The sequence below is a fragment of the Bradyrhizobium sp. WSM4874 genome (genome assembly GCF_055811835.1).
The window spans coordinates 52,506-74,290 of the sequence record NZ_JBVVPR010000019.1 but is presented as its reverse complement, the minus strand read 5'-3'; the positions used below and the strand labels follow the sequence as shown (position 1 = coordinate 74,290).

The 21,785-nt window shown below is 65.2% G+C and carries 25 protein-coding genes; 12 read left to right on the top strand and 13 right to left on the bottom strand.

Annotated elements, in window-relative coordinates; genetic code table 11:
* Positions 1-110: 110 nt before the first annotated feature.
* On the bottom strand, positions 111-551 hold the full coding sequence (locus AC0L3P_RS20490) for a nuclear transport factor 2 family protein (protein WP_018453530.1): 441 nt from the start codon (positions 549-551) through the stop codon (positions 111-113).
* Between the two features lie 219 nt (positions 552-770).
* Positions 771-1,223 carry a nuclear transport factor 2 family protein gene (locus AC0L3P_RS20485; protein ID WP_473304474.1) on the bottom strand — a complete coding sequence of 151 codons (453 nt, stop codon included), beginning with the start codon at positions 1,221-1,223 and terminating at the stop codon, positions 771-773.
* A 260-nt stretch (positions 1,224-1,483) separates the two neighbouring features.
* Between AC0L3P_RS20485 and AC0L3P_RS20480 the strand changes: the two genes are divergently transcribed.
* The 3 genes from AC0L3P_RS20480 to AC0L3P_RS20470 all read left to right on the top strand — a co-directional run bounded on the left by AC0L3P_RS20480 (position 1,484) and on the right by AC0L3P_RS20470 (position 2,604).
* On the top strand, positions 1,484-1,726 hold the full coding sequence (locus AC0L3P_RS20480; protein ID WP_473304472.1) for a hypothetical protein: 243 nt from the start codon (positions 1,484-1,486) through the stop codon (positions 1,724-1,726).
* A gap of 118 nt (positions 1,727-1,844) precedes the next feature.
* Positions 1,845-2,231 carry a hypothetical protein gene (locus AC0L3P_RS20475; RefSeq protein ID WP_473304470.1) on the top strand — a complete coding sequence of 129 codons (387 nt, stop codon included), beginning with the start codon at positions 1,845-1,847 and terminating at the stop codon, positions 2,229-2,231.
* Between the two features lie 7 nt (positions 2,232-2,238).
* Positions 2,239-2,604 (top strand): hypothetical protein, encoded by a 366-nt coding sequence (locus AC0L3P_RS20470; protein WP_473304468.1) that lies wholly within the window; start codon positions 2,239-2,241, stop codon positions 2,602-2,604.
* A 68-nt stretch (positions 2,605-2,672) separates the two neighbouring features.
* Here AC0L3P_RS20470 and uvrB read toward each other — a convergent pair whose 3' ends face one another.
* The 4 genes from uvrB to AC0L3P_RS20450 all read right to left on the bottom strand — a co-directional run bounded on the left by uvrB (position 2,673) and on the right by AC0L3P_RS20450 (position 7,331).
* Positions 2,673-5,666, bottom strand: a complete 2,994-nt coding sequence (gene uvrB, locus AC0L3P_RS20465; protein ID WP_473304466.1) for an excinuclease ABC subunit UvrB — start codon at positions 5,664-5,666, stop codon at positions 2,673-2,675.
* Positions 5,667-5,772: 106 nt separating this feature from the next.
* Complete coding sequence (locus AC0L3P_RS20460; RefSeq protein WP_473304464.1) at positions 5,773-6,003, bottom strand: hypothetical protein; 231 nt, start codon at positions 6,001-6,003, stop codon at positions 5,773-5,775.
* A 58-nt stretch (positions 6,004-6,061) separates the two neighbouring features.
* Entirely contained in the window at positions 6,062-6,289 is a 228-nt protein-coding gene (locus tag AC0L3P_RS20455) for a hypothetical protein (RefSeq protein ID WP_275172470.1), read from the bottom strand.
* Positions 6,290-6,413: 124 nt separating this feature from the next.
* On the bottom strand, positions 6,414-7,331 hold the full coding sequence (locus AC0L3P_RS20450; RefSeq protein WP_473304462.1) for a LysR substrate-binding domain-containing protein: 918 nt from the start codon (positions 7,329-7,331) through the stop codon (positions 6,414-6,416).
* Positions 7,332-7,456: 125 nt separating this feature from the next.
* Here AC0L3P_RS20450 and AC0L3P_RS20445 point away from each other — a divergent pair, with 125 nt between their 5' ends.
* From AC0L3P_RS20445 to AC0L3P_RS20435, 3 genes are all read left to right on the top strand, one after another.
* On the top strand, positions 7,457-8,236 hold the full coding sequence (locus AC0L3P_RS20445) for a TSUP family transporter (RefSeq protein ID WP_473304460.1): 780 nt from the start codon (positions 7,457-7,459) through the stop codon (positions 8,234-8,236).
* Positions 8,233-8,463 (top strand): hypothetical protein, encoded by a 231-nt coding sequence (locus AC0L3P_RS20440; RefSeq protein WP_473304458.1) that lies wholly within the window; start codon positions 8,233-8,235, stop codon positions 8,461-8,463. The genes AC0L3P_RS20445 and AC0L3P_RS20440 overlap by 4 nt, the downstream gene beginning before the upstream one ends.
* Positions 8,464-8,579: 116 nt before the next feature.
* Entirely contained in the window at positions 8,580-9,275 is a 696-nt protein-coding gene (locus AC0L3P_RS20435; protein ID WP_473304456.1) for a glutathione S-transferase family protein, read from the top strand.
* A 160-nt stretch (positions 9,276-9,435) separates the two neighbouring features.
* Here AC0L3P_RS20435 and AC0L3P_RS20430 read toward each other — a convergent pair whose 3' ends face one another.
* Positions 9,436-9,648 carry a cysteine-rich CWC family protein gene (locus AC0L3P_RS20430; protein ID WP_354061600.1) on the bottom strand — a complete coding sequence of 71 codons (213 nt, stop codon included), beginning with the start codon at positions 9,646-9,648 and terminating at the stop codon, positions 9,436-9,438.
* Between the two features lie 114 nt (positions 9,649-9,762).
* On the opposite strand from AC0L3P_RS20430, the gene AC0L3P_RS20425 reads away from it, so the two are divergent.
* The 3 genes from AC0L3P_RS20425 to hmuQ all read left to right on the top strand — a co-directional run bounded on the left by AC0L3P_RS20425 (position 9,763) and on the right by hmuQ (position 12,975).
* Positions 9,763-11,352 carry a DUF1800 domain-containing protein gene (locus AC0L3P_RS20425; protein ID WP_473304453.1) on the top strand — a complete coding sequence of 530 codons (1,590 nt, stop codon included), beginning with the start codon at positions 9,763-9,765 and terminating at the stop codon, positions 11,350-11,352.
* Positions 11,349-12,572 (top strand): DUF1501 domain-containing protein, encoded by a 1,224-nt coding sequence (locus AC0L3P_RS20420; protein ID WP_473304448.1) that lies wholly within the window; start codon positions 11,349-11,351, stop codon positions 12,570-12,572. The genes AC0L3P_RS20425 and AC0L3P_RS20420 overlap by 4 nt, the downstream gene beginning before the upstream one ends.
* A gap of 79 nt (positions 12,573-12,651) precedes the next feature.
* Positions 12,652-12,975 carry a heme-degrading protein HmuQ gene (hmuQ, locus tag AC0L3P_RS20415; protein ID WP_473304445.1) on the top strand — a complete coding sequence of 108 codons (324 nt, stop codon included), beginning with the start codon at positions 12,652-12,654 and terminating at the stop codon, positions 12,973-12,975.
* Between the two features lie 19 nt (positions 12,976-12,994).
* On the opposite strand, the gene AC0L3P_RS20410 is transcribed toward hmuQ, so the two are convergent.
* The 6 genes from AC0L3P_RS20410 to AC0L3P_RS20385 form a co-directional block, all read right to left on the bottom strand.
* On the bottom strand, positions 12,995-13,936 hold the full coding sequence (locus AC0L3P_RS20410; protein WP_473304441.1) for an aldo/keto reductase: 942 nt from the start codon (positions 13,934-13,936) through the stop codon (positions 12,995-12,997).
* Positions 13,937-14,212: 276 nt separating this feature from the next.
* On the bottom strand, positions 14,213-14,668 hold the full coding sequence (locus AC0L3P_RS20405; RefSeq protein ID WP_275172481.1) for a GNAT family N-acetyltransferase: 456 nt from the start codon (positions 14,666-14,668) through the stop codon (positions 14,213-14,215).
* Positions 14,669-14,733: 65 nt separating this feature from the next.
* A complete protein-coding gene (locus AC0L3P_RS20400; protein WP_473304436.1) occupies positions 14,734-15,546 on the bottom strand; it encodes a PAS-domain containing protein in 813 nt (270 codons plus the stop codon).
* 122 nt (positions 15,547-15,668) lie between these two features.
* On the bottom strand, positions 15,669-15,863 hold the full coding sequence (locus AC0L3P_RS20395) for a hypothetical protein (protein WP_354208368.1): 195 nt from the start codon (positions 15,861-15,863) through the stop codon (positions 15,669-15,671).
* A gap of 37 nt (positions 15,864-15,900) precedes the next feature.
* Complete coding sequence (locus tag AC0L3P_RS20390; protein WP_007614766.1) at positions 15,901-16,077, bottom strand: hypothetical protein; 177 nt, start codon at positions 16,075-16,077, stop codon at positions 15,901-15,903.
* A 154-nt stretch (positions 16,078-16,231) separates the two neighbouring features.
* The gene (locus tag AC0L3P_RS20385; RefSeq protein WP_354208183.1) at positions 16,232-16,882 is read right to left on the bottom strand and encodes a glutathione S-transferase family protein; all 651 of its coding nucleotides are present in this window, start codon (positions 16,880-16,882) and stop codon (positions 16,232-16,234) included.
* A 638-nt stretch (positions 16,883-17,520) separates the two neighbouring features.
* Here AC0L3P_RS20385 and AC0L3P_RS20380 point away from each other — a divergent pair.
* The 3 genes from AC0L3P_RS20380 to AC0L3P_RS20370 all read left to right on the top strand — a co-directional run bounded on the left by AC0L3P_RS20380 (position 17,521) and on the right by AC0L3P_RS20370 (position 21,581).
* On the top strand, positions 17,521-18,723 hold the full coding sequence (locus AC0L3P_RS20380; RefSeq protein WP_473304431.1) for a pyridoxal phosphate-dependent aminotransferase: 1,203 nt from the start codon (positions 17,521-17,523) through the stop codon (positions 18,721-18,723).
* A gap of 160 nt (positions 18,724-18,883) precedes the next feature.
* The gene (locus tag AC0L3P_RS20375; protein ID WP_354061615.1) at positions 18,884-19,363 is read left to right on the top strand and encodes a DUF992 domain-containing protein; all 480 of its coding nucleotides are present in this window, start codon (positions 18,884-18,886) and stop codon (positions 19,361-19,363) included.
* Positions 19,364-19,532: 169 nt separating this feature from the next.
* Complete coding sequence (locus AC0L3P_RS20370; protein WP_473304428.1) at positions 19,533-21,581, top strand: elongation factor G; 2,049 nt, start codon at positions 19,533-19,535, stop codon at positions 21,579-21,581.
* Positions 21,582-21,785: the final 204 nt, after the last annotated feature.

The following is a 21,785-nucleotide window of genomic DNA, read 5'->3' as shown; positions in this document are numbered from 1 at the left end:
GCCCGATGACGAGCTTCTCCGCGATTGCATCCGGCGGGGCTGGAGGCCAGGACGCGTCGCGGGGAGCATCAGCCATCGGTCCCGAAGTGCGGGGCCCGTTGGTGTTCCGTTCAGCCGACGCTGGTCATCTTCGGCAGATGAATGGCGCGGCCGAGTGCCTGCTCGACCAGATCAAACGTGTCGATCAGCACGCGCATGCTGGTGAGCTTGCCCGCCCTGAACTGGGCGAATTGCGCCACCCGCAAGCTGATCGGCTTGCTGGAATCCAAGGCGGTCAGCGAATAGCGCAGCATCGAGGCGGCGGAATCGACGCCGAGCATGATGCTCTCGCGGTCGAAGCGGCGGACCTGGAAATTGTCGGCGAACTGGCGGATGACGTCGAGCACGGCGTCCTTGCCTTGGCGCGCGCCGAGGAACGGAAACATGTCGATCGGGCCGTAGAGCGCCCACTCGACGTCCTCGTCGATCAGGGCCTCGATGTCCTCGAAATGCCGGTCGTTGATCGCGCGATGCAACGCACGCGAGAAACGCCAGAGGCTGTGCTCTGTCATCTTGGGCAGTCCTGAAGCTGGCTTGCGAAAAAAAACGAAAAACAACCCCAAGCGCACAGGATAAGGTGCCGCGGGGTCGCTCAACTCATTTGTATACGAACAAAATACGCCAATTCGGCCAAAACGCAATTCACGTTTTTGCAATGCAAAATTGATCCCCGCGTGTGAGATTTACAATAGGACCCCGTAGTTTCCCGGTCCGGGCTGATTTGGAGAGAGCTAGCCCCCGTCCACCCGCTCGCCCACGATCAGCGGGCCGATCTCGCGTTCCAGCACCTGCTGCACCAAATCGTAGGAATCGATGATCTCGCGGATCTGCGCCACCTGGCCGTTGCGGAAAGTGTAGAACACGGCCATGTCGACCTGAATGATGCGGTCGTTGCTGCGCTTCCTGAAGAACACACGCAGATAGGCCGCGACCGCGTCGCCCTCGGCGACGATCTGCGGCGCCTCGTAGCGGATCTCGGCGTATCGCTCCTGCACGGTGCGCCAGAACTCGCCAAGTTCCTTCTTGCCGTGGCAGGGGCCCATGTGCGGCAGCACGTCGATCGGCGCGTGGGTAAGGAAGTCGACGTCGTCGGTGCAGCAGGCGAGCGCAGCCTGGAGGTCGCTGCGCGCGATGGCATCGAGCAGATGCAGCACGCGCTGGCGATTGAGCTTCTCGACCGTCATTCCGCCCGTCCTCATTGGCCGTGTGGAGTTGCGCAAGGCTAACGCGCCGCCTCGGACACCGGCAATCCGCAAAACCACAGGGGATACTGCAGACAATATGACGCGCCAGCGCAACGCCAGGTTCATGGCTGCAATTAAGGGTTGAGGTACCGCGCGCCTAAACGAATTCGCGCGCGGCTGGCCTGGGCGCAGGAAGCGAACGCGGAACCGGGACGTGCCCGTGCCCGTTGAGATTGCGACGCATCCGGAGACATCGATCCATGAAATCCCTCGCCGCCATCGCCGCCGCACTTCTGATCTGTGGCGCGACCTCCACCGCTAACGCCAAGGGCTGCATCAAGGGCGCCGTCGTCGGCGGCGTCGCCGGCCACTATGCCGGTCATCACGGCGTCCTCGGCGCCGCCGCCGGCTGCCTCTACGGCCGCCACCATGCCAAGGAGCAGCAAGAGCAGGAGAGGCAGCGGCAACAGCAGAGCCAGGTGAACGGGCAGGGCAAGCTGTAACCCTTGGTCATTCCGGGCGCGCGCCTTGTTCCCGCAGAGGAAATGGGCGTGACGCATCTCACATCAGGCCTCCCTGATGGCGGCTAGATTCATCCGCATGTCATCAGGGAGACGTGCCATGGCCGCCATCGCCAGAGTCAGAAAATCCAGCCTGCACAATGCGGTCGAAGGCCTCGCGCTGACCGCGACGCTGCAGAGCTTCCCGACCTTCGCCGCCGCCGCCTTCCTGCTCAAGCTGGTCGGCAATCACGACCTGGTCGGCGATCCCGGCGTCGCCATCTTCGTCGCCATCGCCTCGCTCGCCCATGCGCTGCTCGCGGTGACCTTCGGGCCGAGCTTCCCGCATTTGTTCAAGACCGTCTACGAACCAAAGTTCTTCGAGGCCCATCTGTCGCTCACTGAGAAGATCACCGCATGGCGCACCCAGCCGGTCGCCTCGCTGCAACTGATGACCATCGTGCTGCTGCTGTCGGTGATGGCGGTAGTGACGGCGAGCGTGGGGTAATCGCATTATGCCCTTCATCACCGCGTCGAAATCCGGCCCGCTTAACTGGCTCGAAGGCTTTGCGCTCACCACAATCCTTCAGGGCTTCCCGATCTTCGCCGCGGCGTCGCTGATGGTGAAGCTGCTGGGACATGACCGCGGTGGCAATCATGTCCTCACCATCGCGATGGCATCGATCTTCTACAGCTGTCTCGCCATCTGGGCGGGATCGACATTCCCGAGATTTGCAAAGAACGCCTACGAACCGCTGTTCTTCGACGCCAGCCTGTCTTTCTCCGACAAGATCGCCTGCTGGCGCGCCAAACCGGCGACCTCGATGCAGCTGGTGGCCTCAGTGCTGCTGCTGTCGCTGCTGGCGGCAAGCGTGGGGTGAGTTCGCGTTCTGATCCTTCTCGGACGCCGCCACTAATAACCATGGGCGGCGCCGGCGCTCTGTGCCCTCTACCTCTTCTTCCACCCACCTCTATGCCCCGGCGCCCCTCCGCTCGACCGCGGCGATGGCCCGAACTCTGGGCCCGACTGCTTTGAATCCGTCGGCTGGATGATGCGGCTCTCGCCGCCGAACGGCTTTGTCGGCAGCGCGCGGTCGGCGCGATAGGGCAGGGATTCCGGGCCGTGCATCTCGTCGAGATGCGGCTTGTGCACCTTCGAGCCGCTACCGCCGCCGCTCGCCTTCAGCGCGGAGCTCACGGTCTTTTTCTTCATGGCGCTGACCGGCAAATTCGCCGCATCGCCGTATTTCTTCGCGCCCGCATAGGCGCCGGCCTTGCCCTGCACGGTGCGCTGCTTGACGGTGGGATCGTCGACCACCGCGAGTTCGGTGGCGCGCAGGCGCTTGACCTCGTCGCGCAGGCGCGCGGCTTCCTCGAAGTTCAGATCGGCGGCGGCCTCGCGCATCCTCGTCTCGAGATCGCCGAGCACGGCTTCGAAATTGTGGCCGATCGAAATGACGTCGTCGGTCATGTCGTGGCCGCCGATCTCGACCAGCACATGATCGCGCTCGTAGACGCTGTTCATGATGTCGCCGATCGACTTCTTGATGCTCTCCGGCGTGATGCCATGCGCCGTGTTGTACTCGACCTGCTTCTCGCGGCGCCGGTCGGTCTCGGCGATGGCGCGCTCCATCGAGCCCGTCATCTGGTCGGCATAGAGGATCACCTTGCCGTCGACGTTGCGCGCGGCGCGGCCGATGGTCTGGATCAGCGACGTCTCGCTGCGCAAGAAGCCTTCCTTGTCGGCATCGAGGATCGCGACCAGCGCGCATTCGGGAATGTCGAGGCCTTCGCGCAGCAAATTGATGCCGACCAGCGCGTCGAAGGCGCCGAGGCGCAAATCGCGGATGATCTCGATGCGTTCAATGGTGTCGATATCGCTATGCATGTAGCGGACGCGAATGCCCTGCTCGTGCAGATATTCGGTGAGGTCCTCCGCCATTCGTTTTGTGAGCACGGTGATCAGCGAGCGATAGCCGGCCTGCGCGGTGGCGCGGACTTCGCCGACGAGATCGTCGACCTGGGTGCGGGCCGGGCGAATGTTCACGGGAGGGTCAATAAGTCCGGTCGGTCGGATCACCTGCTCGACGAACACGCCGCCGCTCTCGTTGATCTCCCAGGCGCTGGGCGTCGCCGAGACTGCGACCGTCTGCGGTCGCATCATGTCCCATTCCTCGAAGCGCAGCGGGCGGTTGTCCATGCAGGAGGGCAGGCGGAAACCATATTCGGCGAGCGTCGCCTTGCGGCGGAAGTCGCCACGGAACATGCCGCCGATCTGGGGAACGGTGACGTGGCTTTCGTCGGCGAACACCAGCGCGTTGTCGGGCACGTATTCGAACAGCGTCGGCGGCGGCTCGCCGGGCAGGCGCCCCGTGAGATAGCGCGAATAGTTTTCGATGCCGGCGCAGCTTCCGGTCGCCTCCATCATCTCGAGGTCGAAGGTGGTGCGTTGCTCCAGCCGCTGCGCTTCCAGCAGGCGGCCCTGGTCGTGGAGCTGGTCGAGCCGCATCTTCAATTCGGCTTTGATCGACTTGATTGCCTGCACCAGCGTCGGGCGCGGCGTCACATAGTGCGAGTTGGCGTACATCTTGATGAATTCGAGCTCGTCCTGCTTGTGGCCGGTGAGCGGATCGAACTCCTCGATGGTCTCGATGGTGTCGCCGAACAGGTTCACGCGCCAGGCGCGGTCTTCATAGTGCGCCGGGAAGATGTCGATGACATCGCCGCGCACGCGAAATGTGCCGCGGGTAAAATCGGCCTGGGTGCGCTTGTATTGCAGGGCGACGAGATCGGCGATCAGCTGGCGCTGGTCGATGCGCTCGCCCTTCTTCAGCGCGAACGTCATCGCGGTGTAGGTTTCGACCGAGCCGATACCGTAGATGCAGGACACCGAGGCCACGATGATGACGTCGTCGCGTTCGAGCAGCGCGCGCGTCGCCGAGTGGCGCATGCGGTCGATCTGCTCGTTGATCGAGGAGTCCTTTTCGATGTAGGTGTCCGTGCGAGGAACATATGCTTCCGGCTGGTAGTAGTCGTAATAGCTGACGAAATATTCGACCGCGTTGTCCGGGAAGAAACTCTTGAACTCGCCATAGAGCTGGGCGGCGAGCGTCTTGTTCGGCGCCAGGATGATGGCGGGGCGCTGCGTCGCCTCGATCACCTTGGCCATGGTGTAGGTCTTGCCGGAGCCGGTGACGCCGAGCAGCACCTGCGAGCGGTCATTGCGATTGATGCCTTCGACCAGCTCGGCGATCGCGGTCGGCTGGTCGCCGCGCGGCTCGTAGTGCGACTTGATCTCGAAGCGCACGCCGCCTTCGGACTTTTCCGGCCGCGGCGGCCGATGCGGGGTCCACACCCTGGTGGAGCCGTCGTCCTTGCGGAACTCCGGCCGACCCTCGCGGATCAGCGATTCCAGCGCGTCAGCGGTCGCCTTGACGCCGAGCGCCTCCATCTTGCTGCGCGGCGGACGCGCCAGGGCTTCGGCATCGTCCTCTTCCGTGGGAAGTCCGAGCTGACGCGCCAGTTCCGGATCGAGCGTCGGGATCGTGGCCGCGGTTCCGTAATTGGCCTGCGGTGCCTCGTCGAAGCCCGCGTTGCGGGCCCCGGATGGCTGCGGATTGGGCCGCAGCGGCATCGGCCGCGTATTGTCTTGCGGAAACTCCCTCGGCGTCGAAGCGCGCGCGCGATGCGCGGCGGCCTCGCCTCCGGAGCGGCGGTCGCGCGAATTGTCCGGCGGCGGCTGCAGGCCGGTGCCCGATCCGAGCCCGGCATCGCCGCGATTGATCGCGGGATTGAGCAACTCGGCCAGCGCCGGCCCGATCGGCTGCACGTCCGGGCGTGACGCCTTGGAGTTTGGCGCTTTGGAATTTGGTGCCTTGGCGTTCGGAGCCTTGGTCTTGGGGGATTTGCCGGATTTTTCGGGGGATGCAGGTTTCTTCGCCATGCTCCGAATATGGGGCGAGTCCGGCTCGCAATAAAGAGCGAATGCCCTTCCCGGATCAGACTGCTGACAGCAGGTTGGCAGCAGGCCTGGATTGCCGGATCAGCGATCAGGCCGCCGGCGACGGTCCCTCATCGTCCCCGGCTGCCTGATGCGGCTCGAGGATGTCGAGATGGATGCCGCCGCATTCGGTGCAGCGCATGGCCCAATATTCGCATCCGGCACGGCCGCCGATCACGCGGAGCACCGTGAGATCGCCGTCGCATTCCGGGCAGCTGGACATCACATTGCGGGTGTAAATCCTCGGCCGCGGCGTGTCTTCGAATTCGATGACTGACATGACCGGTTTCCCCCTTTGACCCTGCGCCGTTCCCTGGTTCGCCTGCAGTCCCGCTCGCTTATTCGTCGTCGCTGTCGTCGGCCCGCCGGCGGAAGCGATCGATGTGATGCTTGGCATGGGCAATCGCGGCATCGGGATCGGGCCAGGCGAAGCCGACTTCCATGGCCGGAAACAGCACGCCGTCGATGGCAACCGGGCTGAAATCGGCACGCCGGATACGGGCGTGCCACAGGCCCTTGCCAGCTTCGAAGGATTCGATGTCAAAGCCGTCGTAGATGGTCGTCATTGCAGTCCCCAGAATGTCTTGTTCGAGCGCCTTGTTGGAGGGTCAGGGGACCACGTTTGCGCATTTTGGGATGTGAAGCCGTTCACAAGCGGCGGGCTTTTTTGACTAAAAGGCTGTTGCAATGTCAGTTCCGCGCGGCGGTGCGACCGGTTCGCCTCACCGGACGGGTGGTAGGTTCCGACGCCGCGCGCATGATCCAGCGGCGGAACGCGGCAAAGTCGCGGTGCTCGGTCTGGAAGCTGCGATAGAGCAGGTACCAGCGCATGCCCTTGGGCACCGAGAGGTCGAATGGCGCCACCAATCGGCCGGCGGCGAGATCGTCGTCGATATAGGGCCGGATGCCCATGGCGACGCCGAGCCCGTCGGCGGCAGCCTGGAGCGCCTGGCCGTAGAATTGGAACTCCGGCCCGCGCGCGTTGATGCGCGCGAGGTTCGCGGCCTTGAGCCAGATCGGCCAGTCCTCGGGCGAATGCGCGACGCGGATCAGGCTCGGTCCCCTGAGATCGGCCGGGCGCTTCAGCGAGGAAGCGAGGCGGGGCAAGCAAACCGGTGTGAGGTCGCCGGCGAATAGCGGCTCGGCCACCAGCCCCGGCCAGTCCCCGGTCCCGAGCTGGATGCCGCAGCTCCAGTCCTCGCCGAACGGCACTGACGCGCCGCCGGTGGTGAAGCGTACCTCGATGTTGGGCTCTTCGCTGCGAAACTCCGACAGGCGCGGGATCAGCCAGCGCATCGCAAAGGTGTGGCCGATGCCGATGGTGAGCACGCGGACGCTCGAAGGCGCCGTCACCTGGGCGGTGAGGCTTGCGAGCGCGTCGAAGATCGGCGTCAGCCCGCTTTGATAGGCGCGGCCCGCCTGCGTGAGGAGCAGCTTATTGGCCTTGCGCTCGAACAGCGCGACGCCGAGCCGTTCTTCCAGGATGTGCACCATGCGGCTGACCGCCGCCGCCGATACGCTCAGCTCGAGGCCGGCCGCGGCAAAGCTCCCCGCCCGCGCCGCGGCTTCGAATGCCTTGATGCCGTTGAGAAACAGCAAGCGCCGCAAATGACCGACCCTCAGGAAAGCTGATGCCAGACCAAGATAACTCAGTTTGCGTAGACGGGGCAAGCGGGGCACGTTCCCCTTCGCTTCTCGCCGCGAGCGGGGAAAGGCCAACCGGAGATTTTTACGTGACGCCCATCATGATCGCTGCCCTTGGATTGCTGATGGTCGGCACCGCGTTCCTGTCGGGGCTGTTCGGCATGGCGGGCGGGCTGATCCTGATCGGCGTGCTGCTGGCCTTGATGCCGCTGCCGACAGCGATGGTGCTGCATGCGATCACGCAGATGGCCTCGAACGGCTGGCGCGCCTTTCTCTGGCGCGCGCATATCCGCTGGCGGCCGGTCGCGAACTATATGGTCGGCGCGGCTGTCGCGCTCGCGGCGTGGTCGCTCACCCGCTATGTGCCGGACAAGTCTGTCGCGCTGCTGCTGCTCGGCATCACGCCCTTCATGGCCCGGCTGCTGCCCGCGAACATCAAGCCGGATCCCGATCGTCTCTGGCAGGGCACCGTCTACGGCACGATCTGCATGGGTCTCATGCTGATGACCGGCGTGTCGGGGCCGCTGCTCGATACCTTCTTCCTGGGCGGCGATTTCGGCCGGCGCGAGAAGGTGGCGACCAAGGCGATGTGCCAGCTCGTCAGCCATTTCACCAAACTGATCTATTTCGGGGGCGTGATCGACCAGGCCGCGACGCTCGATCCCGTGCTCGCCGGGGTCGCGGTCGCAGCGTCGATGCTCGGCACCACGCTGGCGCGGCGCATCCTCGAAGCCATGACCGACCAGCAATTCGTGGCCTGGTCGATGAAGCTGATCACCGCCATCGCCTGCTATTACATCGCCTATGGCAGCTGGCTGCTGGTCCGCACGCCCGTGCTGGCAGCCTTCGACAAGGGAGGTTTGCAATGAGCGAGACCGCCGACCCGCTGGTGCTGGACTTCGTCGAATGGGTTGCGCGCGAGCCGCGCGCCTATGCCGAGGTGATCGCGACCTGGAAGACCTCGTGCCCGCGCCTCACCATCTGGGAAGACGCCGCCGACCGCGGCTATGTCGCACGCGAGACGCTGCCCGGAATGGGACTGGTCATCGCGGTGACCGAGGACGGCGCGAGGCTGCTGCGCACGAACGGGCGCTAGCTCTCGCCACATCCGTCATTGCGAGCGCAAGCGAAGCAATCCAGAATGTTTCCGCGGCGGCAGTCCTGGATTGCTTCGCTTCGCTCGCAATGACGGAATACCAGGAGACCCCTTTCATGTCGCTCAAACTGTTCGAACTTGTCGGCACGGACGCCTCGCGACCGTTCAGCCCGTTCTGCTGGCGCACGCGGATGGCGCTGGCGCACAAGGGCCTTTCGGCGGAAACGCTGCCCTGGCGCTTCACCGAGAAGAGCGCGATCGCGCCGCACGGCTCGGAGAAGGTGCCGGTGCTGCTGCATCACGACCAGCCGGTGGTCGATTCCTGGGCGATCGCGACCTATCTCGAAGACAAGTTTCCGGACCGTCCGTCGCTATTCGGCGGCGAGGGTGGCCGCGCCATGGCGCGCATGCTCAATGCCTGGGGCGACATCGCCATCGTCGGCGGCATCTTTCCGCTGATCATCGCCGACATTCCGAACAATCTGGCCACGGTGGACGCCGCCTATTTCCGCCAGTCGCGCGAGGCGCGTTTCGGCAAGAGTCTGGAAGAGGTGATGTCGGGCCGCGACGCCGGCGTGGTCGCGTTCCGCAAATCGATCGAGGTGATGCGGCAGACGCTCAAGAAGCAGCCCTTTATCGGCGGCGCCACACCGAACTATGCCGACTACATCGTGTTCGGTGGTTTTCAGTGGGCGCGCGTGACGAGCCCGTTCAAGCTGTTGGAAGCGGACGACCCGGTCTACGCCTGGCGCGAAAAGCTGCTCGATGCGTTCAATGGCATGGCGCGGAAGTCGCCGGGGCATGCGGTGTAGTTGTCGCGAGCCGTCTCTCCTCAACGTCGTCCTGGCGAAAGCCAGGACCCATACCGCGGAATCTATCTATAGCGTTCGGTAGATGTCCCGAACGACCAGTCTTCGCCAAACAACTCCCTGGGGTAATGGGTCCTGGCTTTCGCCAGGACGACGCGGAGGACTACGCTTGCGCTCCATCCGGGCTACGCATCGCCGCCGCCTCGCGCAAGCATTCCCGGCACAAGCAATCCTCGCCCTTGACCGGCATCGGCAGCCGCGCCGTTTCTTCCGCGCACCAGCAGGTGCCTGAGAGGTCGCAGCCGAACTCGGCGCCGCAACGGGAGCAGGCGAGGCGGCGGGGTTCCTGCACCGGAAGTTCTTGCGGATTTGTCATGATTTGCGCAAAAGCTGTGCTGTCATTTTCATGTCGGGTTCATCCCCCGCTGCGGTATATTATGCCTCGCGCACGTATCAGGAAAGCGGTTGGCAACGCGCGAAGGACACATCGATGGCCCGCGATTCGCAAGCCGCGCTCGTCGCGCTCAACCGTTTCGGCTTCGGCGCCCGCGGCGGCGCATCCGGCGATCTCATCAACGCCGCCTCCGATCCTCGCGGGTTTGTGAAGGCGGAACTCGCTCGTCCCAACGGCGTGCTGCTGGAGGCGCCGGGCCTGCAATCCACGCCCCAGCTCGGGCAGGCCGTGTTCGCCTACCAGGACCAGGTCAAGCAGGCGCGCGAGGCCGCCGCCAAAGCCGGCGCGCCGACCGAAGCACTGCCGCAAGCGCCGGCCGATCAGAAGCCCGGACTGCGCCGCAATCTCTCGCTGAACGCCGTCGCAACCGAGATCGCCGGCCAGATGGCCGAGGCCAAGCCTGGTAACAACAAGCCTGCTGACAACAAGCCAGTCGACAATACGGCCAAGCCGGACGCCATGCAGCCCAACGCGGCCGCGCCGGCTGCCGCAAAACCCGCCCCGCAGCCGCTCAACGTCGTCCAAAAAACCTTTCGCGCCGAGGCGTTGGCGCGGTTGCAGCGCGCGACCCTGGTCGAGTGCGGCTTCACCGAACGCCTGGTCGTGTTCTGGTCCAACCATTTCTGCATCTCCGCCAGCAAGGGCGAGCTGGCGCGGATATGGGCCGGCGCGTTCGAACGCGAGGCGATCAGGCCGCACGTGCTCGGGCGTTTCGCCGACATGCTGAAAGCGGTGGAGCAGCATCCGGCGATGCTTTTCTTCCTCGACAACCAACAATCGCTCGGACCGGACTCGCGCGCCGGCCAGAACCGCAAGCGCGGGCTGAACGAAAATCTCGCGCGCGAGATCATGGAGCTGCATACGCTCGGCGTCGGCGGCGGCTACACGCAGGACGACGTCACCTCACTCGCGCGCATCATCACCGGCTGGACCTTTGCCGGCCGGCAGGGACAGCTGGGGGCGCCCGGTTCGTTCGTGTTCAACGTCAATGCGCACCAGCCCGGGCCGCAAATGCTGCTTGGCAAGACCTACGAGCCGACCGGCCTTGCGCAAGGCGAAGCCGCCCTCGCTGACATCGCACGCCATCCCTCGACCGCGAACTTCATCGCCACAAAGCTCGTCCGACATTTCGTCGCCGACGATCCGCCGCCGGCGCTGGTGGCGCGATTGCGCGATGTCTTCATCAAGACCGACGGGGATCTCAAGGCGCTCGCGACCGCACTGGTTGATTCCGACGAGGCGTGGAAGGCGCCGCTGACGAAGATGCGGAGTCCCTATGATTTCCTGGTCGCGAGCGGCCGGCTGCTCGCGCGCGTGCCGGAGGATCCCGGCGCCTATCTCAACAATCTCAATCTGCTGGGCCAGCCGTTGTGGTCGCCAGCCGGCCCGAATGGTTTTGCTGATACCAGCGCCGCCTGGGCTGCGCCCGAAGGCATCAAGCTCCGGCTCGACATTGCCGCGCAAATGGGCGCGCGGCTCGGGCCCAACATCGACCCGCTCGACCTGCTGGAATTTGCCGCAGCAGATGCGGCCTCGATCGAAACACGGCGCACCATCGAGCGCGCGGAGTCGCGGCAGCAAGCATTGGCGCTGCTGTTGATGTCGCCAGAAATGCAGAGGAGATGACGATGATCGACTGCGTCGAGAACCGGCTCCTCACCTCGCGCCGCGGCCTCCTGCTCGGCGGCGCGTCCTTCGCGGCCTGGGCTTATTTGCCGAAATTCGCCCGCGCGGCGGACGGTCGCGATCCCCGGCTGATCGTGGTGATCCTGCGCGGCGCGCTCGATGGTCTCTCGACCGTCGCGCCGGTCGGCGATCCCGATTATGCCGGCCTGCACGGGTCGATCGCGCTCACGGCGGACGGCGCCCATCCCGCCATCATGCTCGATGCTTTCTTTGCGCTGCATCCGTCGATGCCTGAGTTCGGACGCATGTATCGCGACAAGCATGCCGCGGTGATCCACGCGGTGGCGACGCCTTATCGCGACCGTTCGCATTTCGACGGCCAGGACGTGCTCGAAAGCGGCTATGCCGGCCCCGGTCGCGTGCAATCCGGCTGGCTCAACCGCGCGCTGGAGGCGCTGCCGCGTGGCGAGCGGGTGTCGAGTGCCCTTGCCGTCGGCCCGACCACGCCGCTGGTGCTGCGCGGCAATGCGCCGACCGTCGGCTGGGCCCCGGTGGCGCTGCCGCAAGCCGATGACGATACGGCGACGCGTCTGGTCGAGCTCTACCGTCATCGCGATCCCGCGCTGGCGGCCGTGCTGTCGCAGGGCCTTCAGCTGGAGAAGGCTGCGAGCGGTGACGACATGAAGCCGAAGCCGGGCAATGCGGTCGCGCAGATGCGGCAGGTCGCGCGCGGCGCCGCAAAACTGATGGCATCCGACGACGGCCCGCGCATCGCGGCGCTCGCGTTCGATGGCTGGGACACGCACGCCAATGAAGGCGGGCCGGTCGGTCGTCTCGCCTTCCTGCTCGGCGGGCTCGACGGCGCGCTCGCCGAATTCGAAAGCGGCCTCGGCGAACGCTGGCGCGATACCGTCGTGGTGGTCGCCACCGAATTCGGCCGCACCGCGCGCATCAACGGCACCGACGGCACCGATCACGGCACGGCAACGATCGCGCTGCTCGCCGGAGGTGCGGTGAAGGGCGGCCGCGTCATCGCCGACTGGCCCGGCCTCAAGCCCGCCAACCTCTTCGAGGCTCGCGATCTCAAGCCCACCACCGATCTGCGCTCCGTGATCAAGGGCGTGCTGCAGGGACAGTTCGGCCTGTCGGATCGCGTGCTGGCCGAGACGGTGTTTCCGGACAGCGCGGGCGCAAGGCCGATGAAGGGGCTGGTTAGTTAACCTGCGATTCCGGGCCCGCGCCTTGCGGCGCGTCCCGGAATGACGACATGATCAGCCAAACATCAGGAGACCATCACCCATGTACATCGCCATGAACCGCTTTCGCGTCGCCAAAGGCTCCGAGGCCGCCTTCGAGCAGGTCTGGCTTTCGCGCGATACTCATTTGGACAAGGTGCAGGGCTTCGTCGAGTTTCATCTGCTGCGCGGCCCCGAGCTCGAGGACCACACGCTGTACGCCTCGCACACGATCTGGGCCAACCACGCGGCGTTCGAGGCCTGGACCAAGTCGGAGGCGTTTCGCGCCGCGCATGCGCGGGCCGGCGACACCAAGCCAACCTATCTCGGCCATCCCCAGTTCGAGGGCTTTGAGGTGATCCAGACGGTCGGACACGGCGCCAAGTAGCGCGCCACGCCCCAAAAGATCAGCCCAGCGTGATCTTGTCGATCTCGGCGAGATCATCCGCACCGAGCTTCCACGCAATCGCCTTCACGTTCTCCTCGACCTGCTCCACGCGAGTAGCGCCGGCGATCACGCTCGATACTTGCGGGCGCGCGGCGAGCCAGGAAAAGGCGAGCTCAAGCATGCTGTGCCCGCGGGCTTTCGTGAATGCCGCGAGCTTGTCGACGATGTCCTCGTTTCGCGGGGTGACGTAGCGGTCGCGTAACGCCGGTACCTTGCCGAAGCGCGTATCGCTCGGGGCGGCCGCGCCGCGCTGGTACTTGCCGGTGAGGAGCCCGCTTGCGAGCGGGAAGAACGGCAGGAGGCCGAGCTTGTACTCCTGTGCGGCCGGCAGCAGGTCCTTTTCGATGTCGCGCACCAGCAGGCTGTATTCGTCCTGGCAGGAGACGAAGCGGCTGACATTCATCGCACGCGCCGTGAATTCGGCCTCCGCCACGCGCCAGGCCGGGAAATTGGAATTGCCGATGTAGCGCACCTTGCCCTGACGGACGAGATCGTCGAGCGCGCGCAGCGTCTCCTCCATCGGCGTCAGCGGGTCGTAATCGTGCTGCTGATAGAGATCGATGTAGTCCGTCTTGAGCCGCGTCAGGCTCGCCTCGACTGCGTTCATGATGTAGCGGCGCGAAGCGCCCTGTTTGGTTCCGTCGGTCGCCATCGGCTTGGAAAACTTGGTGGCGAGCACGATGTCCTTGCGGCGGTCGCCCAGCACGGTGCCCAGCACCGATTCCGAACCGCCCATGCCGGCATAGATGTCGGCGGTGTCGAACAGCGTGATGCCGAGGTCGAGCGCGCGATGGATCACCTTGCGCGAGGTCTCCAAATCCGTGCGCTGGCCGAAATTGTTGCAGCCGAGGCCGACCGCAGACACGCGCAGGCCGGAGGCGCCGAGATTGCGAATTTCCATGGGAGATCCCTGTCGGAGATGGCAGGGCCGTATTGTGACTGCGGTGCGCCGCCGCAGCAAGCGGCGCGCCGCGTTGCTGCCATGCTGACAAGGAGCTGCCGACAAGGAATTGCCGGCAAAAAAATGCGGCCCCTGTCAGACGCGGCGACTGACGGGGACCGCTTTGGGGCGCTTGATCGGTGACGGGGGGCTGACCAGACGCAGCTGCAGCCTAGTCCCGCTATGTTACGCGCGGGTGACAGGCAGAGTTATCCACAGGCCTCGCGATCGCGAGGATCAGAAGATCTTGCGATAGACGATGAACCCGGAACGCTCGGCCACCTTGTCGTACAGGCGCTGCGCCGTGACGTTGGTCTCGTGCGTCTGCCAATAGACGCGCGGGGAGCCCGCGAGCTTCGCGCGCTCGTAGACGCCGTGGATCAGCGCCGAGCCGACACCCTTGCCGCGTGCCGCCTCGGTCGTGAACAGGTCCTGCAGATAGCAGGACGGCTCGATCGCGGTGGTGCTGCGGTGAAACAGATAATTTGTCATCCCGAGCAGGCGGCCGTCACTCTCGGCGACCAATCCGTGCACCGGCTCATAGGCGTCGAAAAAGCGCTGCCATGTCACGCGCGTGATTTCGGGCGAGAGCGCGGTCGGGCCGGAGCGGCCGTAGAAGGCGTTGTAGCCGTCCCACAACGGCAGCCATTGTTCGTAGTCCTGCCTCGTGACGGAGCGAATGCTGAGCGACATATGAATTCCCGGGAGCGATGAGGCGTCCTTCATACGTGATGATGGACGTGCTGATCAATCGGGCATCACTCCGCGACGCGCAGATACCGGATCAGCTTGCGACCCGCGGGGTCGCGCAGCGAGCGGTAGTAGTCGGCGCGGGACGGCGCATCGGTGTGGCGCACGAGGTCGGTCACGGGCGTGTAGCTCAGCATGCGCCCGCCGTCGGGCAGCGTGGCACAGACGAAGCGCAACACCTCGCCATTGCGTAAGGCGATGTTGATCGGCGTGGCATCGCCGATCCGCACCATCTCCATGCGCTGTGCGATGAAGGTGCCAAGCTCGTCCTCGGGCAATTCGAACGCGCCGGTGTCGCGTCCATGATACATCAGCGCGATGAACGGCGGCTTGCCGTCGGCGATGTCGTCCGGCACTGCAAAATAATCGCGGAACGCGCGGTTGATGAATTCGGCGCGCGTCTCGGCATCGAGCAGCACGATGCCGATATCGACCTGGTCGAGCGCGGCCGATAGCCGCCCTGCGGTGGCGTGGCTCCGCCGCTCGGCGGCAAACGTGCCGAGCAGCCGCTGACGCATCAGGCCGGTGATTCCTGCGGTGCCCGCGGCCGTCGCGGCCAGGAAGCCGAGCTGGATCATATCCGCCGTGGTAAGACCTGAAACGCCGTGCCGGCTGAGGAGCAGCAGTGCCGCGCCAATGACGGCGATGGCTACGCTGGCAACGGCGGAAGCGGGACCAGAGAGCGCGCCAGCGAGCGCCACGATACAGACGAGCAGCGGCGCGGGCGAGGGAACGGGGACGAAGCGATCGAAAAACATCGTCAGCAGCAAAGTCGCTGCTGTCAGCGCCGGACCGGAGATCGCACGCCATCCCAACCGCATGGGCCTGTCTCGCTCCTCCCTGGACGACGGCAACACTGACCGAACATTGCGCCATTGCGATGCGGTTTCGCGCGGTGTGCTTAAGGTGCGCTTTGGTTCACGCGCAAAGCTTTCGGATGATTTTAGACCAAATGCGCGTGCTTGAGACGTTGTTGCAGCGCGGGCGCATTCAGCGTCGACGTCCCCTGGCCCTTGCGCGTGCCGACGAAGATCAACAGCGATGCCGCGACGAGGATGGCCGCGGTCAGGGTGATTGCAACGACTAGCACAGGTGATTTCATCGACGTCCTGTCGCGATGCCGGTCGGCGCGGGCCACGCGGCGCCTTGAAGGCGGGTCCAGGATGAAGCGGGAATCAGACCGGCAGGCCCATCGCCATGGTCGCCTTGGTCGACAGCACCGTCAGGGTGACGATCAAGCACAGCGAGAGCGCGGCCACGGCGAGCGAGGCCGCGACCGCGTTGGTCAGCCGGGAAGACGAAACGGTAGCGGGTGGGCCCTGAAAGCCTGCCGTGCCGGACGCCCGAATCATGGTCTAAATCCTTCAACGCGCGAGCGAATCACCCGCGACATCGAACAATTTCACTGTTCCAATCGGCAATATTGCGGCGGCCAATCGTGCGATCACGGCGAGATTGCGGCAAGGACGGCCCTTGTGCCCGCTATTCGCAGAGCACTGCGCGCCGTCAAGCGCCCGCGGCGATGCTGGCGGGGTCCTCGATGTTGGCCGGCCGCCAGTCCATTGCGACGAAGCCGGGGGCCGCTTCCACGCGCTTCAGCCAGTCCCGGATCGCCGGGAAGGTCGAGAGGTCGAAGTCGCAGCGGTCGGCGAGGTGGGTGTAGCCGTACAGCGCGATGTCGGCGACCGTGAGCTGGCGGGCGGCGAAATAGGCGTTGGTCTTGAGGTGATTCTCCATCACCTGGAGCGCGCCATAGCCGCGCTCCATCCAGTCTTCCAGCGAATGAGTCTGGAGGTCGCGGCCGCCCCTCACCAGCGACAGCCAGAAATAGGCCGCGCCGATGTTCGGCTCCAGCGCGTGCTGCTCGAAGAACATCCACTGCAGCGCGTCGGCGCGATCGATGCGGTTCTCCGGTGCGAGCGGCGTGCCGACGGCGACATACCAGAGGATGGCGTTGGACTCGGCAAGATAGCGATCGTCGCCGACCTCGAGCAGCGGCACCTGACCGGACGGGTTCTTGGCCAGGAAGTCCGGGGTGCGGCTCTCGCCGCGCAGAATGTCCACCTCGACCGCTTCGTAAGGCAAGTTCAGCAGCGCCAACGCAAGGCGGACCTTGTAGCTGTTGCCCGAGCGCTGCATCGAATAGAGCTTGTACATTCTGAGGATGATTCCGGAAGACGGGAGGGCGCGGCGCTTGTTGCCCCGCAACGCGGCTAAACAATGATGCCGATGCGAATCCGCCGCAAGACCCGGCCAATAGAAAAACTCGAAAACCCTACCGCATTGCAATGCGGCGGAAGATCATTTCCGTGCGACCCTCCAACTCAGTTCACGCTTGCGTCAACGCGCAAGTGCGTTGCTCGACGCGATCGTGTGCGAGAAACGGCGGCCGCGTTTTGGCACTGAAGCTTCCGCATCGTCATGGCCGGGCTTGTCCCGGCCATCTACGCGCTGCACACGGCACGAAGAACGTGGATGCCCGGGCCTTCGCCTCGCCGGAGCGGCTTCGGCGAGCCGAAGGCGGGACAGGCCCGGGCATGACGACGTTCTCGTTTCATGGCCCTCGAAGGCGCCAAAATTGCTCCGAGGACACGCCTTGTCGGATATGCGGGATTTGCCCCGCAAAGTTGCGGAATATTGCGAGAAATCGCGGCTTGATGCGCGCCAGACACGTAAACTTTTCCGAGATCGGGCCGAAGTTTCTTGCGGCGCAACGGCACTCGTTTTAGGGTGGCTCATTCCCACAATCGGAGTCGTGAAGCCAAAGGGTTCACGACGCTTGTCAGGAGATGACGATGTCCTTCCTTGCCGCTGCGCTCGACCGTGTGAAGCCGTCCGCGACCATCGCGGTCACGGATAAAGCACGTGCGCTGAAAGCGGCGGGCCGCAACGTCATCGGTTTAGGCGCCGGCGAGCCCGACTTCGACACGCCCGCCAACATCAAGCTGGCCGCGATCCACGCCATCGAAGCCGGCAAGACCAAGTACACCGCGGTCGACGGCATTCCCGAGTTGAAGGACGCCATCATCGCCAAGTTTCAGCGCGAGAACGGCGTCGTCTACAAGGCGAACCAGATCATCGTCGGCACCGGCGGCAAGCAGGTGCTCTACAACGCGCTGATGGCGACCATCAATCCGGGCGACGAGGTGATCATCCCCGCGCCGTTCTGGGTCAGCTATCCCGAGATGGTGGCGCTCGCCGGCGGCGAGCCGGTGCCGGTTGTGTGCACCGCCGCGACCGGTTTCAAGCTCCAGGCCGAAGCGCTCGAGCGCGCGATCACGCCGAAGACCAAATGGGTGATCCTGTGCTCGCCGTCGAACCCGACGGGAGCCGCCTACACCAGGACCGAGCTGAAGGCGCTCACCGACGTGCTGGTCAAGCATCCCCACGTCTGGGTCATGACCGACGACATGTACGAGCATCTCGTCTATGACGACTTCCAATTCACAACGGTCGCGCAGGTCGAGCCGAAACTCTACGACCGCACGCTCACCGTGAACGGCGTGTCGAAGGCCTATTGCATGACCGGTTGGCGCATCGGCTATGCCGGCGGGCCGGCGCAGCTGATCAAGGCGATGTCGACGATCCAGTCGCAGTCGACCTCAAACCCGTCGTCGATTGCGCAATGGGCCGCCGTTGAGGCGCTGAACGGTCCGCAGGACTTCATCCCCGCCAACAACAAGGTCTTCAAGGAGCGCCGCGACCTCGTCGTCTCCATGCTCAACCAGGCCAAGGGGATCGAGTGCCCGCGTCCCGAAGGCGCCTTCTACGTCTATCCGTCCTGCGCCGGCACGATCGGCAAGACCGCGCCGTCCGGCAAGGTGATCGACAATGACGAGACATTCGTCACCGAACTGCTGGAGACCGAAGGCGTCGCCGTGGTGCAGGGTTCGGCCTTCGGCCTCGGCCCGGCATTCCGCATCTCCTACGCGACCAAGACCTCGGACCTCGAAGACGCCTGCAAGCGAATCCAGCGCTTCTGCGGCAATCTGCGCTGAGCTCGCAGACCTGATGTGACATCGAAGGGCCCGCGCAACGCGGGCCCTTTTTCTTTCAAGTCTGCGCGATCTGGCGCCACCGGAACTGTTGTGGCATAGACCATCGCGTGGCGTGTGCCGCGCCTCCATGCTCGCATCACATTCATCGCCGGAGATCTTCATGCGCCGTTCACTCCTCCTCGCCGGGCTTGCCGTTGCGAGCCTCGTTGCCTCCGTTGCGGGCGCCAGCGCGCAGTCGCGGATGGTGCAGGTGGGCGTGCTCGAATGCCGCGGCGGCGCCAGCGTGGGCTTCATCGTGGGATCGGTGACCCATCTCGGCTGCGTGCTGCGCGTCGATGGTTTGCCGGACGACCGTTACGTCGCGACGATCCGCAAGGTCGGCCTCGACATTGGCATCACCCAGGAAACGGCACTCGCCTGGGGCGTGTTCGCGCCGGTGAACCGGCTCGGACCGGGCGACCTCGCCGGCACCTATGCCGGCGCGCAGGGCAGCGCCTCGGTCGGCGTCGGCCTCGGCGGCAACGTGCTGGTCGGCGGCTCCAACAATTCGATCGCGCTCCAGCCGCTCAGCGTGCAGGGCCAGGTCGGCCTCAATGTCGCCGCCGGCCTCGAGAGCCTGGAACTCCGCCCGGGCCGTTGAGGCTCGGCGCCAGCCGAAGCGTTCCTCCTCACCTCTCTCTTCGGGCGAGGAGGAAATACCGACGACGCACCGCAGCGACGTTTGATGCTTGCCAAATCTCGGGGACGGGCAGAGCATCGGCGTTTGCCGACCCAATCATGGGCCGAGCTCCACACCAAGGAGGCGGCGAATGGGACAAGACGTCAGAAGTCCCCGAGGTCCACGGTGCATCGCGCTGGTGGGCCCTTTCCAAAGCGGTAAAACCACACTTCTCGAAGCCATCCTGGCGCGAACGGGCGCAATCCCGCGCGCCGGCAGCGTCGACGCCGGAACCTCCGTCGGCGACGCCACGCCAGAGGCCCGTCATCACAAGATGACCGTCGGGCTGACTGCCGTCACCACGAGTTTCATGGGCGACAGCTACACCTTTCTCGATTGTCCCGGTTCCGTCGAATTTGCCCACGACATGCGCGCCGCGCTGCCTGCGGTCGACGCCGCAATCGCGGTCTGCGAAGCCGACGAGAAGAAGCTGCCGCAGCTTCAGATCATTCTGCGCGAGCTGGAGGAGCTGAAGATCCCGCGCTTCCTGTTCCTCAACAAGATCGACCGCGCCAACAAGCGCATCCGCGAGACGCTCGAGATGCTCCAGCCCGCCTCGCGCGTGCCGCTGGTGCTGCGCCAGATCCCGATCTGGAAGGACGAGCTGATCGAGGGCTTCGTCGATCTCGCGCTGGAGCGCGCGTTCATTTACCGCGAGCACAAGGCCTCCGAAGTGGTCGCGCTCCAAGGCGGCGATCTCGATCGCGAGAAGGAGGCCCGCTTCTCGATGCTGGAGAAGCTCGCCGATCACGACGATGCGCTGATGGAGCAGCTGCTCGAGGACATCCAGCCGCCGCGCGATGCCGTGTTCGATGATCTCGCGCGGGAATTGCGTGACGGGCTGATCTGCCCCGTGCTGCTCGGCGCCGCCGCACGCGAAAACGGCGTGCTGCGTTTGATGAAAGCGTTGCGCCACGAGGCGCCCGGTATCGCGGAGACCGCAAAGCGTCTCGGCGTTCCCGAGACCAGGGACGCCCTCGGCTTCGTTTTCAAGACGCTGCATTCGCAGCACGGCGGTAAGCTGTCGCTGACGCGGATGCTCGCCGGTCATCTCGACGACGGTGCCACCCTGCAATCCTCCTCCGGCGGGGCGAGCCGCATCTCCGGCATCCTCGCCGTCACCGGGGCCTACGATACCAAGCGTGCCGCGGCGGAAGCCGGCGACACGATAGCGCTCGCCAAGCTCGACCCGATCAAGACCGGCGACACGGTCTCGAACGGCAAGACCCAGCCAGCAGCGCTCGCCGCCGGCGAGCCCACTCCGCCGGTGCTCGCGATCTCGGTTGCGGCTACTGACCGCAAGGACGACGTCAAGCTCGGCCAGGCGCTGATGCGACTGCACGAGGAGGATCCCTCGCTCGTCTTCGTGATGAACGCCCAGACCCACGACACCGTGCTGTGGGGGCAGGGCGAGATGCACTTGCGCGTCGCGAGCGAGCGGCTGCGCGACCGTTTCGGCGTCAAGGTCGCCTCGCATCCCCCCGCGATCGGTTATCAGGAAACCATCCGCAAGCCGATCGTCCAGCGCGGCCGCCACAAGAAGCAGTCCGGCGGCCATGGCCAGTTCGGCGATGTCGTGCTCGACATCAGGCCGCTGCCGCGCGGCGATGGCTTCAAGTTCGCCGAGAAGGTGGTCGGCGGCGCGGTGCCGCGCAACTACATCGGCGCGGTGGAAGAGGGGGTCGTCGACGGGCTCGCACGCGGCCCGCTCGGTTTCCCGGTCACCGATTTGCAGGTGACGCTGACCGACGGCTCCTATCATAGCGTCGATTCCTCCGACCTCGCCTTCCGCACGGCGGCGCGGGTCGGGCTCAACGAAGGCCTGCCGCAATGCCAGTCGGTGCTGCTGGAGCCGATCCACGTGGTCGAGATCGTCTGCCCGACCGACGCCACCGCCAAGATCAACGCGATCCTGTCGGCGCGGCGCGGCCAGATCCTCGGCTTCGACACCCGCGACGGCTGGAGCGGATGGGACTGCGTCCGCGCCATGATGCCGGAAGCCGAGATTGGCGAGTTGATCGTCGAACTGCGCTCGGCCACGGCAGGCGCCGGCAGCTTCACCCGCCAGTTCGACCACATGGCCGAAGTCACGGGGCGCGCCGCCGACCAGATCATCGCAGCGCATCAGCACGCGGCGTGATCGGTCTGCCGAAGTAAGGGAAGCAACCGCTCTCCCACACCTCTCCCCGTTCTCTACGGGGAGAGGGTGGGGTGAGGGGCTGTCACCCCGGGCGTGGCGAAGGTTGGACTCAGCTGCTCCTCGCAATGACGGTGGAGGGGGTGGCTTGCACGGCGAACTTCCCCTTGCGTTCGGCCTTAGTTGATGTATTTTACATCATTGTAC